Here is a 16,551-nt window from a genome sequence, read left to right as displayed (position 1 = left end):
GTGAACATCATCAACAATCGCCGCTGTCCGGGCGCTTTCGTGCGGAAAACGACACCACTATCACGCCTGCTCGTGGGTGACTACCCATGAACGGCAATCGAGTGCTGGTGACTGGCGGCGGCGGGTTCATCGGGTCGAATCTGGCCAACGCGCTGGCCGAAGACAACGCGGTCGTCGCGCTCGACGACGGCTACCTCGGGACGCCGGGGAACCTCGACGAGAACGTCGAGTACGTCGAGGGGAGCGTGGTCGGCGACGACCTCCCGACCGACGTCGACGTCGTCTTCCACCTCGCGGCGCTGTCCTCGTACGCGATGCACGAGGACGACCCGACCCGCGGGGCCCGAGTCAACGTCGAGGGGTTCGTCAACACCGTCGAACAGGCCCGCGATGACGGGTGTGAGACGGTCGTCTACGCGTCGACGTCGTCCATCTACGGCAGTCGGACCGAGCCGTCCCCGGAGTCGATGGACGTCACTGTCAACACGGGTTACGAGGCGTCGAAGATGGCCCGCGAGACCTACGCCGAGTACTTCCACAACCACTACGACCTCTCGCTTGCTGGCATGCGCTTTTTCTCGGTCTACCAGGGGTACGGCGGGGCCGAGGAACACAAGGGTGAGTACGCCAACGTCATCGCCCAGTTCGCAGACGACATCGCGAACGGCGAATCGCCGGTGCTGTACGGCGACGGAACGCAGACCCGGGACTTCACTCACGTCGACGACATCGTCCGCGGACTGGTGCAGGCGGCCGAACACGAGCTGGACGGCATCTACAACCTCGGGACCGGCGAGGCCTACGACTTCCTCACCGTCGTCGAGATGCTGAACGACGAACTGGGCACCGACGTGGAACCCGAGTTCGTCGAGAACCCCATCCCCGAGGACGTCTACGTCCACGACACCTGTGCCGACGCCTCGAAGATGCGGGCCGCGACCGGGTGGGAGCCCCGGATCCCGTTCGAGGAAGGCATCGAGCGCGTCTGCGAGCAGTACACCTGACCCCCCGGGACGAACGGGCACCGGGCTTTTTCTCGTCGCCCCGAGAATTCCGCGTATGCAGTCGAACGTCCGTATCCTGGGTGTGCCGATGGACCTCGGTGCCGACCGCCGTGGCGTCGACATGGGGCCGTCTGCCATCCGGTACGGCGGGCTCGCCGGCCAGCTCGAGCGCCTGGGGTACGACTGCGTCGACGGCGGCGACCTCGCTGTCCCCAACCCCGAGGAGCGCGACCCGGACTCGGGGGTCTTCGAACGCGGCCGGGCGAAGTACTTCGAAGAGACACGCGACGTCTGTGCCGACGTCAGGACGGCCGTGGAAGCCACCGTCGCGGACGGCGAGTTCCCGCTGGTGCTGGGCGGCGACCACTCTATCGCCATCGGCACCGTCGCCGGGGCGGCGGGCCCCGACGAGGACGTCGGCGTCGTCTGGTTCGACGCGCACGGCGATTTCAACACGCCCGCCACCTCGCCCAGCGGGAACACCCACGGGATGGCGCTCGCGGCAATCCTGGGGTACGGCGAGTTCGCCGACCACGACTGGGCACACACGCCCGAAATCCGAGCGGAGAACGTCGTCCTCGTCGGCCTCCGTGACGTCGACGACGGGGAACGCCGCCTCATCAACGAGAGCGAGGTCACCGCCTACACCATGTCGGACATCGACACCCGGAGCGCCCCCGCCGTCGTCGAGGAGGCGCTCGACGTCGCGACCGAGGGTACCGACGCCATCCACGTCTCGCTGGACATGGACTGGCTGGACCCAACGGAGGCACCGGGCGTGGGGACGCCGGTCCGGGGCGGCGTCTCCTACCGCGAGGCCCACGTCGCCATGGAGTCCGTCGCCGAACGGCGCGAGGCGCTGCGCTCGATGGAACTGGTCGAGGTCAACCCCATCCTCGACGACCACAACCGCACCGCCGAGCTGGCCTGTGAGCTGGTCGCCAGTGCGTTCGGCAAGCGGACGCTTTAATCGGACACGCAGCGGTGGAGGCCGGGATAGTCCGCGATAATTCCGTCGGCGCCCGCCGCGAGCGCCCGGCGGGCGTCCTGCCAGTCACGGACCGTCCAGACGTTGACGGCCGCTCCGAGCGCCGCACTCAGGTCCGCCAGGTTCGGGTGGTCGGCCTGCTCGAGTGGCACGTGGAGCGCGTCGACGTCGTAGCGCCGGGCGACCGTCGCCCCGGCCCCCCAGTCACGCCGCCCGAACAGCGCGGCGAGACGCGCGTCGGGCCGATGTGCCCGGACTGTCGCGAGCGCCCCCTCGCAGAACGACGAGAACAGTACCTCCAAGGTGCACTCCTCGGTCACGGACAGCACCCGGTCGACGAACGGGGTCCACCGCTCGCGGGCCCGGTCACGGTCCCGTCCAGACAGGGCCTCGAACGGTCGGATGGCCGCCGTACCGGGGTTCTTCAGCTCGACGTTGAGGGCGACGTCCGGGGGGAGCGCCGCCACGACGTCGGCGAGCGTCGGGACTCGCTGGTCGGTGCCGAGGACCCGGGCCGCGGTGACGACGTCTGTCGGCCGCTCCCAGACCAGACCCTCGCGGTCGGTGATGCCCCTGCTTTCGCCGGCGTCCCCGAGGTGGTCGTCGTGAAAGACGACGACGTCGCCGTCCCCCGTCGGCATCACGTCGACCTCGACGACGTCGGCGCCATGGTCGACGGCGCCCCGGACTGCGGCGACCGTGTTCTCGGGGAGACAGCCGGTGAACCCTCGATGCGCGATGGTCGTCGGGAGGGTAGCCATCGAAACGCGTCACTCAGGTCTCGTCTGCCACGTCGGGGACGACGGTCACGCTCGCGACGTGGTCGCCTGCCTCCAGGCCCATGATGGTGACGCCCTTGGTGTTGCGCCCGACCTGCGAGACGTCGCCGGCCCGGATGCGCATTATCTGGCCGGTCTCGGACATGATGACGAGGTGGTCGTCCTCGGTGACGGCCTTCGCCGTCGCGACGGGGCCGTTCCGGTCGTCGGTCTTGATGTCGATGAGGCCCTTCCCGTACCGGGACTGGCGGCGGTACTCGGCGAGTTTCGTGCGCTTCCCGTAGCCGTTCCGGGTGACCGTCAGCAGCGCGCGCTCGTCGGCGTCGTCGGTGGCGACCATCGCGGCGACCCGGTCGTCGCCCTGCAGGTCGATGGCACGGACCCCGCGTGCCGACCGCCCCATCTCGCGGACCTCGTTCTCGTCGAAGCGGATGGTCATCCCGCCCTCGGTGGCGACGACGAGGTCCTTCGTCCCGTCGGTCACCTCGACGTCGATCAGCGCGTCTCCGTCCTCGAGTTTCGCGGCGCGGATCCCGGTCGTGAGGATGTTCTCGAAATCCGTCGCACAGGTCCGCTTGACGTACCCGTGGCGCGTGACCATCGTGATGCACTCGTCGGCCTCGAAGTCGTCGGTGGAGACGACGGCGGTTATCTCCTCGCCGTCGTCGAGTTTGATGACGTTGACCGCCGACTTCCCCCGGGCGGTCCGGGACATCTCGGGGACCTCGTAGGTCTTCAGCCGGTAGACCTGGCCCCGGTTGGTGAAACACAGCAGGTAGTCGTGGCTGTTTGCCCGGAAGACCTTCGAGACCCGGTCGCCCTCCTTGGGGTCCGACCCGATGATGCCCTTGCCGCCGCGACCCTGCGGGTCGAAGGCGTCGACGGGCATCCGCTTGATGTAGTCGTCCTCGGTGATGACGACGACGCAGTCCTCCTCGGGGATCAGGTCCTCGTGGGTGACCTGCCCCTCGTCCTCGACGATGGAGGTTCGTCGGTCGTCGTCGTACTCGGTTTTCATCGCCTCGAGTTCGTCGACGATGACGCCGTCGAGCTTCTCGCGGCTGTCGAGCACGGACTCGAGGTACCCGATGGTCTCCTGGACCTCCTCGTACTCCGCCTCGATTTCGGCCGTCTCCATCGAGGTCAGCGAGCCCAGTTGCATCCGGACGATGTGGGCGGCCTGGTCCTCCGAGAAGTCGAACTCCTCGTGCAGGCCCGCGCGGGCGGCGTCCCGGTCCTCGCTGTTGCGGATGAGCTCGACCACGTCGTCGACGTTCTCCAGGGCCTTGAGCCGGCCCTCGAGGATGTGCGCGCGGTCCTCGGCTTCGGCAAGGTCGTGTTCGGAACGCCGCCGGACGACCTCTCGGCGGTGGTCGATGTAGTGCTGGAGGGTCTCTTTCAACGAGAGCACTTTCGGCTGCCCGTCGACCAGCGAGAGGTTGATGACCCCGAACGTCGACTCCAGGTGGTGGTCCAGCAGGCGGTTCTCGACGACGTCGATGTTCGCGCCGCGCTTGAGTTCGACGACGATGCGGACGCCGTTCCGGTCGGACTCGTCGCGCAGGTCGGCGATGCCCTCGATCTTGCCCTCGTTGACGTCGTCGGCGATGCGCTCGACGATGCGGGCCTTGTTCTCCTGGTAGGGGAGTTCGCTGATGACGATGCGCCCGTCCTCGCGGTCGATCTCGTACTCCGCGCGGACTCTGAGCCGACCGCGGCCGGTCGTGTACGCCGAGTAGATGGCGTCGCGGCCGACGATGTTCCCGCCGGTCGGGAAGTCCGGGCCCTTGATATGCTCCATCAGGTCCTCGACGGTCGCGTCCGGGTCCTCGATGAGTGTGACGGTGGCGTCGACCAGTTCACCGAGGTTGTGGGGCGGGATGTTCGTCGACATCCCGACCGCGATGCCCGACGAGCCGTTCAGGAGGAGACTGGGGACCTTCGCGGGCAGGACGTCCGGTTCCTCCAGGCGGTCGTCGTAGTTCCCCGAGAAGTCGACGGTGTCTTTCTCGATGTCCTCGAGCAGCTCCTCGGCGATGGGGGCCATGCGGGCCTCCGTATACCGCATCGCTGCGGGCGGGTCGCCGTCCATCGACCCGAAGTTCCCCTGGCCGTCGACCAGCGGGTAGCGCATCGAGAAGTCCTGGGCCATCCGGACCAGCGTGTCGTAGATGGCGCTGTCGCCGTGGGGGTGGTAGTCACCCATCGTCTCGCCGACGATCGACGAGGACTTCCGGTGGCTCGACCCCGACGAGATGCCCATCTCGTGCATCGCATAGAGGATGCGCCGGTGGACGGGCTTGAGACCGTCGCGGACGTCAGGGAGCGCCCGACCAGCGATGACCGACATCGCGTAGTCGATGTACGACTGCTCCATCTCGTCCTCGATGCGGACGTGCTTGATGCGCTGTGCCGGGGGGTTCGCGTCCTCTGGTGCGTCCGAGCTCATATGTCGACCCACTCCGCTTCCGGCGAGTGTTCCTTGATGAACTCCTTGCGCGGTTCGACGGCGTCACCCATCAGGATGTTGAACATCCGGTCGGCGGCCGCCGCGTCCTCGATGGTGATCTGCTTCAGGATGCGGTTCTCCGGGTCCATCGTCGTCTCCCAGAGCTGGTCGGGGTTCATCTCGCCCAGTCCCTTGAACCGCTGGACCTGCGTCGGGTTGCCGTCGCACTTCTCCTCGACTATCCGGTCCCGCTCCTCCTCGGTCATCGCGTCGTAGGTCTCGCCCCGGTACCGGATGCGATAGAGCGGGGGCTGGGAGGCGTAGACGTTCCCGGCTTCGATGAGCGGCTTCATGTGTCGGTAGAGCAGCGTCAACAGGAGCGTCCGGATGTGGGCTCCGTCGACGTCGGCGTCCGTCATCATGATGACCTTCTCGTAGCGCAGGTCCTCGATGTCGAACTCGTCGCCGATGCCGGTTCCCAGCGCGGTGATGAGGTTGCGGATCTCGTTGTTCTCTAAGATGCGGTCCAGGCGGTGTTTCTCGACGTTCAGGATCTTTCCCTTGATGGGGAGGATGGCCTGGAACTCGGGATTTCGCCCCTGCTTGGCGCTGCCGCCCGCGGAGTCGCCCTCCACGACGAACAGTTCCGCCTCGCTCGGGTCGCGGGTCTGGCAGTCGGCCAGTTTCCCCGGCAGGGCCGTCGAGTCCAGCGCCGACTTCCGGCGTGTGAGCTCTTCGGCCTTCTTTGCGGCCTTGCGGGCCTTCGCGGCCTCGACGGCCTTGCCGACGATGGCCTCGGCGGTATCGGGGTTCTCCTCGAAGAACGTCGCCAGGCCGTCGTGCATCGCCGATTCGACGACCCCCCGGACCTCGCTGTTGCCGAGTTTGGTCTTGGTCTGGCCCTCGAACTGCGGGTCGGGGTGTTTCACGGAGATGACCGCTGTCAGGCCCTCGCGGATGTCGTCGCCCTTCAGCGTGTCGTCTAGGTCCTTCAGCAGACCGTTCTCGGTCGCGTAGTCGTTGACCACGCGCGTGAGTGCGGTCTTGAATCCGGTGAGGTGGGTTCCGCCCTCCCGGGTGTTGATGTTGTTGGCGAAGGCGTGGATCGAGCCCTGAAGGTCGGCGGTGCCTTGCATGGCGATCTCGACCTGGACGACCCCCTCGCCGATGTCTTCCTCGTCCTCGAAGTAGATGACGTCGGGGTGCAGGGGCTCTTTGGTCTCGTTCAGGTACTCGACGAACTCCCGGATACCGCCTTCGTACTCGAACGTCGTGGTCTCGCCGTCGCGGTCGTCGCCGAGCGTGATAGCGACGCCGGAGTTGAGGAAGGCCAGTTCGCGCAGGCGCGACTCGAGCGTCGAGAAGACGAACTCGCCGGTCTCGAAGATCTCGTCGTCGGGCCAGAACCGGACCGTCGTCCCGGTCCCCTCGCCGGGTTCCAGGTCGCGGACCCGCTCGAGCTCGGTCTCGGGTTCGCCGTGGTCGAAGCGCTGCTTCCAGACTGCGCCGTCGCGCTTGACCTCGACCTCGAGCCACTTCGAGAGCGCGTTGACCACGCTCACGCCGACGCCGTGGAGACCGCCGGAGACCTGGTAGGACTTGTTGTCGAACTTCCCGCCCGCGTGGAGGATAGTCATCACCACCTCCACGGCCGGGACGCCGTGCTCTTCCTGGATATCGACGGGGATGCCACGGCCGTCGTCGCTGACGGAGACCGATCCATCGTCGTGAATCGTCACACCGATGGTGTCACAGTACCCGGCCAGCGCCTCGTCGATGGCGTTGTCGACGACCTCGTAGACGAGATGGTGGAGCCCCCCTCGCGTCGGTCGAGCCAATATACATCGCGGGCCGTTTCCGGACGGCCTCGAGACCTTCGAGGGTCTGGATAGACTTTGCGCCGTACTCATCAGACTCACCTGACATAGGAACTTACGAGTTCTAGTAGCGGGGGGAATATAAAATCCCCGCACGCGCGTGCGAGAGCCGTCTGATTTCCCCGTCGAGAACTGCTCACACGGCCCAGATTCACGTCGGCCGGGACGTCGATTCGCCCCTGCTGTGACGATCGGATCGGTCGTCTCCCGGACGAAGTGCCGACCGGGGGCTCGCCCGTTTCACTTTCACTCCCCTGGCGAACACCTTTTAAACTCGACGTTAGTACCTTCCCCCACGTCAATGACCTCGTTTCAGTCCCAACTCGGTGAGGGCGAGGGAATCGCCGAGGAGCTGGCCCAGACACAGCGGGCCATCTCCATCGCCGAGTTCTTCGAGAAGAACAAGCACATGCTCGGGTTCGACTCGGAGGCCCGGGCGCTGGTCACGGCCGTCAAGGAGGCCGTCGACAACGCGCTCGACGCCTGCGAGGAGGCCGGCATCCTCCCCGACATCTACGTCGAGATACAGGAGGCCGGCGATTACTACCGCCTCGTCGTCGAGGACAACGGACCCGGCATCACCAAGGAACAGCTCCCGAAGATATTCGGGAAGCTCCTCTATGGCTCGCGGTTCCACGCCCGCGAACAGAACCGCGGACAGCAGGGCATCGGCATCTCCGCCGCCGTCCTCTACTCGCAGCTGACCTCGGGGAAGCCCGCGAAGATCACCTCCAGACCCAAGGGTCAGTCCGAGGCGCAGTACTTCGAACTCATCATCGACACGGACACGAACGAACCGGAGATAAGCGCCGACGAGACGACGACCTGGGAGCGCCCCCACGGGACGCGCATCGAACTCGAGATGGAGGCGAACATGCGTGCCCGATCCAGCCTCCACGATTACATCCAGGATACGGCCGTCGTCAATCCCCACGCACGCATCGAGTTCGACGAACCGGGGCTCGAGGAACCGCTCAAGTTCGAACGCGTCGAGGGCGCCGAGCTGCCGGCCGAGACCTCGGAGATACGCCCCCATCCCCACGGCGTCGAACTCGGGACGCTGCTGAAGATGCTCGCCGAGACGGACTCGTACTCCATCTCGGGGTTCCTGCAGGGCGAGTTCACCCGGGTCGGCGCGAAGACGGCCGACAAGGTCATCGCGAACTTCAACGACTACCACTACGGCCGGGGGATGGCCTGGCGACCACCCCAGGCCCACGAGGACGAGGACGTCCGGACGGCCGTCGAGGACGCGGTCGCGAACAAGGGCGCCGACGCGACCGCGGCGTTCGCCGAGGCCGTCGCCGACGCCGTCCACGACGGCGACCGGGTCGCATACCACGAGATCGTGGCCATCGTCGACGAGGTCGCCGAGGACATCGAGGCCGAGTACGACACCACGTTCGGCGCGACGGTCACCGGGAACGCCGTCGAGGCCGCCTGGACGGCCGTCGTCGCCGAGCGCCGGAGCGACCTCTACGGACTGGTCGACGACGCGACCTCGACCCGCAAGGACGACGCTGCCGTCGAAGGCATCTCGGGCCGCCTCGTGGACAAGTTCGGTGACGGCCGCCATCGGGTCACGCGCGAGACCCTCCGGGACTACGTCGACCGGGCCGCCGACATGACCGAGGACCACGACGGCGCCACCTTCGGCGAGACGGCCCGCGGGAACATCGTGAATGCGCTCTGGACGGCCGCCGTTCCCGTGCCCGACGACCCGCCGAACGTCTCTGCCGTCGCCGACGACCGGGACACCGCGAGCGACCTCCTGACGGCGATGCGCCAGACGGACATCATCGCTCCGCCGACGGACTGCCTCTCGCCCATCACCGCAGAGCTCGTCGAGGAGGGGCTCCGGAAGGAGTTCGACGCCGACTTCTACGCGGCGTCGACCCGCGACGCCGCAGTCCACGGCGGCGACCCGTTCGTCGTGGAGGCCGGCATCGCATACGGCGGCGACCTGCCGGCAGAGGGCGCCGTCGACGTGATGCGCTTTGCCAACCGCGTCCCGCTGGTCTACCAGCGGGGCGCGTGTGCCACCACCGACGTCATCAAGACCATCAACTGGCGCAACTACAACTTAGACCAGCCCGGCGGCTCGGGCATCCCCAACGGCCCGGCGGTCGTGATGGTCCACGTCGCCTCGACGAACGTCCCGTTTACCAGCGAGTCCAAGGACGCCATCGCGAACATCCCCGAGATGGAAGACGAGATAGAGCTCGCCATCCGGGAGGCCGCACGCGAGCTCAAGAGCTACCTCAACAAGCGCCGGTCGATGCAGCAACGCCGGAAGAAACAGAACAAGCTCGCCACCATCCTCCCGGAGATGGCACGGAAACTCACCGAGGTCACCGGGAACGAGGAGCTCGATATCGACGACTCGCTGGCCCGCATCATGAACAACGTCCTCGTCGAGCGAGAGATCGAGGACGGGCGGGTCCGGCTGATAGTCGAGAACAACGACGACCGGAACGCCGACGTCGAACTGACCGACATCGTGACCGCCGAGCCACGGGACACGAACGGGGCGACGGTCGTCGAGATGGACGGCGAATGGTTCGTCAAGTGGTCCCCGACGGTCGGGGCCGGCGAGCGTGCCGTCCTGGAGTACAGCGTGACAGACGAGGCCGAGTTCACCGTCTCGGTCGACGGTATCGAAGACGAGAAACTGACGGTGAACGCCTGATATGAGCTCAGATTCAGACATCCCACAGCAATCGGAGACGGCCCGCGAGCGACTCATCGACCTCGCGGCGGAGTTCTACGACCAGTTCGCCGGCGGCGAGGTGCCGTCGATGCGCATCCCCACGCGGACGAAGTCCAACATCGAGTACGACGAGGAAAAGAAGGTCTGGGTCTACGGCGACCGCCACTCCACCCGGTCGGCCAAGTCCGTCTCCGGGGCCCAGAAGCTCCTGAAGGCCATCTACACCATCGACTTCCTCTCGACGCAACTCGAGGAGGACCGCTCGTCGACCCTGCGTGAACTGTACTACCTCTCCGAATCCTGGGACATGGAGGACGCGCAGTTCAACGACCAGGACGAGTCCAACCAGCTCGTCGAGGACCTGGAGATCGTCTCGGAGGTCACCCGCGAGGACTTCCACATGCGGCCGGAGGAGTCCGGCGCGACCATCATGGGCCCGCTGAAGCTGCGCGAGCAGACCCGGCGAGGCGAGCGCGAGATTCACTGTCAGAAAGACGTCGGCGAGGGCGGCTACCAGATTCCCAACAACCCCGACACCATCGAGTTCCTGGAGAACGACGCCGACTTCGTGCTCTGTGTCGAGACCGGTGGCATGCGCGACCGGCTGGTCGAGAACGGCTTCGACGAGGAGTACAACGTCATCGTCGTCCACCTCAAGGGCCAGCCGGCCCGGGCCACCCGCCGCATCACCAAGCGCCTCCACGACGAACTCGACCTCCCGGTCACCGTGTTCACCGACGGCGACCCGTGGTCGTACCGCATCTACGGCTCTGTCGCCTACGGCTCTATCAAGTCGGCCCACCTCTCGGAGTACCTCGCCACCCCCGAGGCGGAGTTCATCGGCATCCGGCCGGCCGACATCGTCGAGTACGAACTTCCGACGGACCCGCTGTCGGACTCGGACGTCAACGCCCTCGAGTCCGAGCTCGAGGACCCCCGGTTCCAGACTGAGTTCTGGACGGAGCAGATCGAACTCCAGCTCGACATCGGGAAGAAGGCCGAACAGCAGGCGCTCGCCTCCCGCGGCCTCGACTTCGTGACCGACACGTACCTGCCCGAGCGACTGACCGATATGGGCGTCCTCTGAGGTGTCACGCGGGCGGTTCTCGCTGCGTGACTCGACAGTCCCAGTGACCGCCGCGGGCAGAGGATTCATCCCCCCGCCGGCCCTCACCCTGTCGTATGGACTGGGACGAACGGTTCCGGAGCGGGTCGTACCCGCGACATCCCGACCCGCATCCGGTGCTCGAACAGTACCTGCCGACCTTTCCCGAGGGGCGGGCGCTCGATATCGCGACGGGGACCGGTCGCAACGCGATCCCGCTGGCCGAGGCAGGCTACGACGTCGACGCAATCGACCAGTCACGCGCCGGCCTCCGGATCGCACGGGAGAACGCGACGGAGGCAGCCGTCGCGGACCGAATCGAGTGGATCCAGGCCGACGTTCCTAGGTACGGGTTCCCCGAGTCGACGTACGACGTGGTCACCGTCAGCTTCTACCGCGTCGTCGACCGGTTCCCCGACGTCGTGGAGGCCCTCGCAGACGGCGGGTGTCTCTTCGTCCAGCACCACCTCCGGACGACGGACGACGCCGACGTCGGACCGTCGACGGACCGCTACCGGTTCGCCGCGAACGAACTGCTACGGACCGGCCTGGGGTTGACCGTCCTGCACTACGACGAGCGGACGAGCACCAGGCCAGAGGGCGGCCGGTCCGCGACGGCACAGCTGGTCGCACGCAAGTCCAGCGGCGGTCGCCAGTCGTATCCCGATATCGCCCGGTAGGCGGGGTGGGTCGAACCGAACCGGTGACTACCGGTCGAGGACGACCGGCACGCCCCGACTGGCGACGTCGGCCGCGAAGGCCTCGTCGTCGGCCGCCAGCGAGTCGAACGTGTTGTAGTGCATCGGGAGGACGAGGTCCGGATCCATCGCCTCGGCCAGGTCGGCGGCCCCGTGGCGGTCCATCGTGAAGCTGGACGCGATGGAGGGGACGAACAGCGACACGTCGAGTTCGTCGTGCCCGTCGAGGACGTCCGAGTCGCCCGTCCAGAACACGCGCGTACCCTCGAGGGAGACCAGGAACCCACAGCCGATGCCCTTCGGGTGGATGGGCGACCCGTCGGGCTTGACGTTCGGGCCGTCCTCGTGATTGTAGGCCGGGACCGTCCAGATGGGCGTGCCGTCGACGAGCAGTTCGTCCTCCATCGACACCTCGCGGACCTCGTAGTCCAGGTCGGCGAGCCGTTCGAGGTCGCGGTCGGACTGGTGGACGTCGATGCCCTCGAAGGCGACGACCGTGGCGTCGGGCCCTGCGACGCGGCGGATGCCGTCCGGGTCGTAGTGGTGGATGTGCGTGACACAGACGACGTCGCCGTCGCGGGCGTCGTAGTCCTGAGGTTCCGGGTGGCCCGCGTTGGGGTCGTCAGGTTCCCACTCGCCTGTGAGGACGCCGTATCGGCCCGGGTCGAAGTAGACGACGGTGTCGTCGGCCTCGAGTCTGAGCGTCGCGTACCCGAGCCACTCGGCGGTGACGTTGTCGTGTCTGACTGTCATGTGTGTCGGTACGCGCACCAGTCTGAAACAGATGTCGGTCCCGGCAGCTCACTGCTCCCCGGCGAGCCCCTCGAGACGCTCGAGGGAGTCCGCCTCGCCGGGCGCTTTGTCCTCCCGCACGGCGACGAACCGGGGGAACCGGAGCGCGTAGCCCGAGTCGTAGTTCGAGGAGGACTGTATCTCCTCGTACCCCACCTCGAAGACGACGGTCGGGTCCAGCCGGACCTGCTGACCGGACGCCGCCGTAGTCAGGGGCTCCAGGCGGTCGGTGAGCGCCTCGAGTTGCTCGTCGGTGATGCCCGTCGCGACGTTGCCGACCGTCCCGAACCCGTCGTCGGTCCGCACGGACAGTTCGAAGGTGCCGAACACGTTCGCCCGGCGCCCCTCGCCCCACTCGGCCCCGGTGACGACGCAATCGACCGTCTCGACGTCGGGTTTCCGTTTGCGCCAGCGCTTGCCCCGCTTGCCGGGTGTGTAGGCGGCACGCGGGTCCTTGAGCATGATGCCCTCCTGGCCGGCCGCCAGGGCCTCGCGTTCGATGTCGCCGATAGCGTCGGCCTCGGACCGGAGCGCGAGCGTCGAGACCGCCTCGCTGCCGTCCGGGAACAGCGACTGCAGGCGTGCGTGGCGCTCTCGCAGCGGAACGTCGAGCAGGTCCTCGCCGTCAGCGTGGAGACAGTCGAATGCGTGCAGGCGGACGGCGACGTCCGCCCGCGTGGCGGCGATGTCGTGCTTGCGGCGGAATCGCCGCAACACCTCCTGGAAGGGCAACGGGTCGCCGCCGTCGTCGACGGCGACCACCTCACCGTCGAGAATCGCCGGCACCGAGAGCGTCGACTCGACGGTCTCGACCACCTCCGGGAGGGGGTCGGTCACCTCCTCCATGTTGCGCGAGAACAGGCGGGCGGACTCGCCGTCGAAGTGGACCTGGACCCGGGCGCCGTCGTACTTCCACTCGACGGCGACCGTCTCCCAGTCCTCGAGCGCGCCGGTGACGGTCCCGGCCTGTGCGAGCATCGCCTGGACCGGCCGGCCGACCTCGAGGTCGATGTCGTCGAGGCCGTCGACGCCCTCGTCGCGGGCCACTGTCGCCACGTACCCGTAGTCGTTCGAAACCTGGAGTGCCCGCTCGACGGCCGCGACGGGGACGTCGAACGCCGCGGCCACGGCGTCACGGACGGTGCCCGTCCCGACGCCGATGCGCATCTCCGAGAGGACGAGTCGCGCCAGGTACCGGGCCTCCGTCGGCGAACAGCGGTTGAACAGGCCAAAGAGCATCTCGACTTTCGTCGACTGGCTCCCGTCGCCGTCGACGGCCGCCAGGTCCACGAGTTCGCTGGTCACCTCGGCCACGGTCAGCTGTTCGCGCCCACCGGCCCCGAACGCCGCGAGACCCTGCTGCCCGCCGAAGTCGTACTCGGCGGCCACGGCCCCGATCTCGCCGACCTCGGCCAGGCGGTCCTCGACGTCTCCGGCGGAGACGTTCTGTCCGGCCGCGCGGGCGATGGCCTCGTAGCAGAGCTGTGGCCCGATGTCGAGCGTGCGGGAGTCGTGGGCCGGGAACACCCGGCCCTGGACGAAGCGCGCGAGGTGGGCCAGGTCGTCGTCGGCGTCGGCCAGCAGGTCGGTCACCGCCGCGACGACGGCGGTGTCTGTGCTCTCGGCCCCGATGGCGGCGGCGGCATCGGCGAAGGCGGCGAACTCCATCTACCCCGTCTTCCCCGCTGACGACCGTAAACCCAGCGTCACTCGACCGTCAGTTCGACTGTCACGAACTCCTCGTTGCCGGTCGCGGCGTAGGGCTGGTCTGGACCACCCGCGCCCTCGAAGTCGTAGTCCAGGGCCTGGTTCCCGTTGGTGTCCTGGTGGACCACCAGGACCAGCGGCGTGCCCGAGCTCACCGACCTGTCGAGCGATATCCGGAGGTTCTGGTGGGTCCCCGCCTGGAGGTAGCCGGAGGTACCGACGACCGGGCCATCGGCGTCTCGCTCGTGGACCACGACGAACCCGCCGTCAGAGAGCGACGCTGACCCGACGGTCAGTTCGCCCCCGTCGACGGGCTGGTCGGCGACGGTCACCGAGGCCACCGGCGAGGACAGGAGCAGGAAGGCGACGTAGGCCACCCCCAGCAGGACGGCGGCATGTTTTGCACCGTCTTTGAGCGTCCCCTCGCCGAGCTGGCCGCCGATGAACCCGGTCAGGACGGCCTGGATGAGCGCCGTGTGGAAGAAGACCAGCGTGTAGGCCGCCTTGTCGACCCGTCCGAAGCGGGCGAACTGGTCGACGCCGACGCCCAGGCGGTTGGCCGACCCCGTCGGCGTCGGGACGTTTGACGGGAGCGCCGGCACGAGCACCTCCTGGACGGCGACGATGATGACCAGGAAGACGACGAAGGAGATGTAGATGACGACGAGGTAGGTCAGCATCTGCTGCCGGCGGCGCCTCCGCAGCTGCAGTTCCGAGCGTGCCTGGGTCGCGGCGATACGGAGGACCGGCCCCAACTCCCCGGAGGCCCGCATCGAATGTATCAGGAGCGTCACGACCCGGATGATCGCCGTCGTCTTGATGCGGCGCCCGAACCGGATTAGCGCGTCGTCGACGTTTGCGCCCATCCGGATGTCCGCCCAGATGCGTTTCACTTCGGACGTGAGGACGCCGACGTCGTTGCCCCGGACGCGGCGGATGCTCTCGACGACGGTCATGCCCGCCTCGTTGAGGCTCGCCAGGCGCTCTAACAGTTCCGGCGTCACCTGCTCGATGCGGGCGACCCGACGGACGTAGACGAACCTGACGACGGCAAAAGAACCCAGCACAAGCAGCGTCGACTGGACGAGCAGGTCGTCGAGCAGTCGCACGTTGACCAGCGAGGTCTGGAAGGCCGCCGGGGCGCGCAGGGCGAACGCCAGCACTGCGACGGGGACGGCGACGTAGAGTATCTGCGTCGGGTTCCAGACGAGCGTCTCGACCGGCGAGCGGAGTATCCGCTTCACCCGCCGGACCCGGTCGTACAGGCGCAGGCGGGCCCAGTTGTCGGTGGCCGTACCGACCTGGCCACCGTCGGTGACGCCGCCCTCGGGCCGTGCCGCCGGCTTGCCGAACGTCGTCGTCTCCAGGCGGTCCAGTACGTCTGTCGTGCCGCTGTCGCTGATGCCGAGCGCTTCCATCTTCGACGAGAGGTAGACTATGAAGCCGGCGTTCGCGAGCGGGATGGCCAGATACGCGAGCAACTGGAGAAAGGGGAGCGTGTCGGTCGTCGTCAGGCCGAACACGAGGAGGATCGTGATGAGAAAGAGCACCCCGGCGACGAAGATCGTGACGTAGGCCTCCGCGACGGTGGCGAGGCTCTCGATGATGTCCGCCTGTCGCTGGGCCGCGTCCTCCTGGTGGCGCTCGTACTGGTCGTGGAGAAACGACTCGAGGGACTGCCCGCTCTGGAGGACGCTGGAGAGGTTCTCGGTGAACGTCTTCATCTTCTCGCTGGGCGTGCGGTGTGAGACGTGCTGGAGCGAGGAGATGGCGTCCCGGCCAAAGAGGTCCATCTCGCGGACGGCGATGGATATCTCGCGGGACATGTCGCCGTAGATGTCCTGGTTGCGACCGAGCACTCGGACGATGTCGGGGAACGACATGCCGCCCCGGGCCAGTGCGTACATGAAGGCGATGTTCCGTGGCATCCCCTCCTCGATGTTGCGCCGGCGGACCGCCGCGGTGTTCTTCGGGAGCTCCCAGCGCAGTATGTAGGTCAGCCCAGCCGCCCCAGCGCCGGTGAAGACGCCGCCGGCGGCGAGGATGGCGAGCGTCCGCGTCGGGGCCAACACCAGTTCGAAGCCACGGATGCCAAGCGCGTTGACCATCGTGTTCGGCAGGCCCAGCAGCAGGTCGACGATGGTCGGGATCGCGAGCAAGACCAAGCCCACGAGGTAGGCCCCACCGAGTGCCCCGCACACCGCCGCGATGGCTGTAAACAGGTAGGTGCGAGCCGCGTATCCGCGGTAGGTCTCTCCGATGTACGCGGACTCCAGGACCCGCTTGCGCTCGGGTGAGGCCCCCACGTACCGGCCGAAGAGGCGCCGCGAGAACCGCGTCAGGCGGCGGTCCCAGTGCTCGCTGACGAAACCGAGGCCGACGATCGAGAGGAGGACGACCAGCAGCGCGAGCGGTGTCAGGCCGAGCGGGTTCAGGGCCATC

At 67.4% G+C, this 16,551-nt stretch carries 10 protein-coding genes and 1 pseudogene; 5 read left to right on the top strand and 6 right to left on the bottom strand.

Annotated elements, in window-relative coordinates; translation table 11 throughout:
- Nucleotides 1-86 precede the first annotated feature (86 nt).
- Nucleotides 87-1,004, top strand: a complete 918-nt coding sequence (locus tag P1K88_RS11250) for an NAD-dependent epimerase/dehydratase family protein (RefSeq protein ID WP_276410267.1) — start codon at nucleotides 87-89, stop codon at nucleotides 1,002-1,004.
- A gap of 55 nt (nucleotides 1,005-1,059) precedes the next feature.
- Nucleotides 1,060-1,974 carry an arginase gene (rocF, locus tag P1K88_RS11245; protein WP_276410266.1) on the top strand — a complete coding sequence of 305 codons (915 nt, stop codon included), beginning with the start codon at nucleotides 1,060-1,062 and terminating at the stop codon, nucleotides 1,972-1,974.
- On the opposite strand, the gene P1K88_RS11240 is transcribed toward rocF, so the two are convergent.
- The 3 genes and pseudogenes from P1K88_RS11240 to gyrB all read right to left on the bottom strand — a co-directional run bounded on the left by P1K88_RS11240 (nucleotide 1,971) and on the right by gyrB (nucleotide 7,146).
- The gene (locus P1K88_RS11240; RefSeq protein ID WP_276410265.1) at nucleotides 1,971-2,753 is read right to left on the bottom strand and encodes a glycerophosphodiester phosphodiesterase; all 783 of its coding nucleotides are present in this window, start codon (nucleotides 2,751-2,753) and stop codon (nucleotides 1,971-1,973) included. The two genes, rocF and P1K88_RS11240, sit on opposite strands and share 4 nt — an antisense overlap.
- Before the next feature lie 13 nt (nucleotides 2,754-2,766).
- Nucleotides 2,767-5,220: a DNA gyrase subunit A gene (gyrA, locus tag P1K88_RS11235; RefSeq protein ID WP_276410264.1), complete on the bottom strand. Its 2,454-nt coding sequence runs from the start codon at nucleotides 5,218-5,220 to the stop codon at nucleotides 2,767-2,769.
- A pseudogene (gene gyrB, locus P1K88_RS11230) lies at nucleotides 5,217-7,146 on the bottom strand (DNA topoisomerase (ATP-hydrolyzing) subunit B). Before gyrB ends, gyrA begins: the two are co-directional and overlap by 4 nt.
- A gap of 252 nt (nucleotides 7,147-7,398) precedes the next feature.
- Here gyrB and P1K88_RS11225 point away from each other — a divergent pair.
- The 3 genes from P1K88_RS11225 (at nucleotide 7,399) to P1K88_RS11215 (ending at nucleotide 11,592) form a co-directional block, all read left to right on the top strand.
- Entirely contained in the window at nucleotides 7,399-9,786 is a 2,388-nt protein-coding gene (locus P1K88_RS11225) for a DNA topoisomerase VI subunit B (RefSeq protein WP_276410263.1), read from the top strand.
- Nucleotide 9,787: 1 nt separating this feature from the next.
- Nucleotides 9,788-10,894 (top strand): DNA topoisomerase IV subunit A, encoded by a 1,107-nt coding sequence (locus P1K88_RS11220; protein WP_276410262.1) that lies wholly within the window; start codon nucleotides 9,788-9,790, stop codon nucleotides 10,892-10,894.
- Nucleotides 10,895-10,989: 95 nt separating this feature from the next.
- The gene (locus P1K88_RS11215) at nucleotides 10,990-11,592 is read left to right on the top strand and encodes a class I SAM-dependent methyltransferase (protein ID WP_276410261.1); all 603 of its coding nucleotides are present in this window, start codon (nucleotides 10,990-10,992) and stop codon (nucleotides 11,590-11,592) included.
- A gap of 27 nt (nucleotides 11,593-11,619) precedes the next feature.
- On the opposite strand, the gene P1K88_RS11210 is transcribed toward P1K88_RS11215, so the two are convergent.
- The 3 genes from P1K88_RS11210 to P1K88_RS11200 are packed head-to-tail and all read right to left on the bottom strand — an operon-like array spanning nucleotide 11,620 to nucleotide 16,550.
- The gene (locus P1K88_RS11210) at nucleotides 11,620-12,363 is read right to left on the bottom strand and encodes an MBL fold metallo-hydrolase (protein WP_276410260.1); all 744 of its coding nucleotides are present in this window, start codon (nucleotides 12,361-12,363) and stop codon (nucleotides 11,620-11,622) included.
- 48 nt (nucleotides 12,364-12,411) lie between these two features.
- Complete coding sequence (gene ligA / locus P1K88_RS11205; RefSeq protein WP_276410259.1) at nucleotides 12,412-14,070, bottom strand: ATP-dependent DNA ligase LigA; 1,659 nt, start codon at nucleotides 14,068-14,070, stop codon at nucleotides 12,412-12,414.
- A 38-nt stretch (nucleotides 14,071-14,108) separates the two neighbouring features.
- Nucleotides 14,109-16,550, bottom strand: a complete 2,442-nt coding sequence (locus P1K88_RS11200; RefSeq protein ID WP_276410258.1) for a type II secretion system F family protein — start codon at nucleotides 16,548-16,550, stop codon at nucleotides 14,109-14,111.
- Between the last annotated feature and the right edge of the window lies 1 nt (nucleotide 16,551).

The organism is Haloarcula halobia (genome assembly GCF_029338255.1).
GTDB lineage: Archaea > Halobacteriota > Halobacteria > Halobacteriales > Haloarculaceae > Haloarcula > Haloarcula halobia.
This window is presented reverse-complemented; position numbering and strand designations above follow the sequence as displayed.

Excerpts from the sequence above, each read along its gene's own strand:
- P1K88_RS11210 (WP_276410260.1), bottom strand. The coding sequence starts at position 12,363 with ATGACAGTCAGACACGACAACGTCACCGCCGAGTGGCTCGGGTACGCG.
- P1K88_RS11225 (WP_276410263.1), top strand. The coding sequence starts at position 7,399 with ATGACCTCGTTTCAGTCCCAACTCGGTGAGGGCGAGGGAATCGCCGAG.
- P1K88_RS11220 (WP_276410262.1), top strand. The coding sequence starts at position 9,788 with ATGAGCTCAGATTCAGACATCCCACAGCAATCGGAGACGGCCCGCGAG.
- rocF (WP_276410266.1), top strand. The coding sequence starts at position 1,060 with ATGCAGTCGAACGTCCGTATCCTGGGTGTGCCGATGGACCTCGGTGCC.
- P1K88_RS11250 (WP_276410267.1), top strand. The coding sequence starts at position 87 with ATGAACGGCAATCGAGTGCTGGTGACTGGCGGCGGCGGGTTCATCGGG.
- P1K88_RS11240 (WP_276410265.1), bottom strand. The coding sequence starts at position 2,753 with ATGGCTACCCTCCCGACGACCATCGCGCATCGAGGGTTCACCGGCTGT.
- gyrA (WP_276410264.1), bottom strand. The coding sequence starts at position 5,220 with ATGAGCTCGGACGCACCAGAGGACGCGAACCCCCCGGCACAGCGCATC.
- P1K88_RS11215 (WP_276410261.1), top strand. The coding sequence starts at position 10,990 with ATGGACTGGGACGAACGGTTCCGGAGCGGGTCGTACCCGCGACATCCC.
- P1K88_RS11200 (WP_276410258.1), bottom strand. The coding sequence starts at position 16,550 with ATGGCCCTGAACCCGCTCGGCCTGACACCGCTCGCGCTGCTGGTCGTC.
- ligA (WP_276410259.1), bottom strand. The coding sequence starts at position 14,070 with ATGGAGTTCGCCGCCTTCGCCGATGCCGCCGCCGCCATCGGGGCCGAG.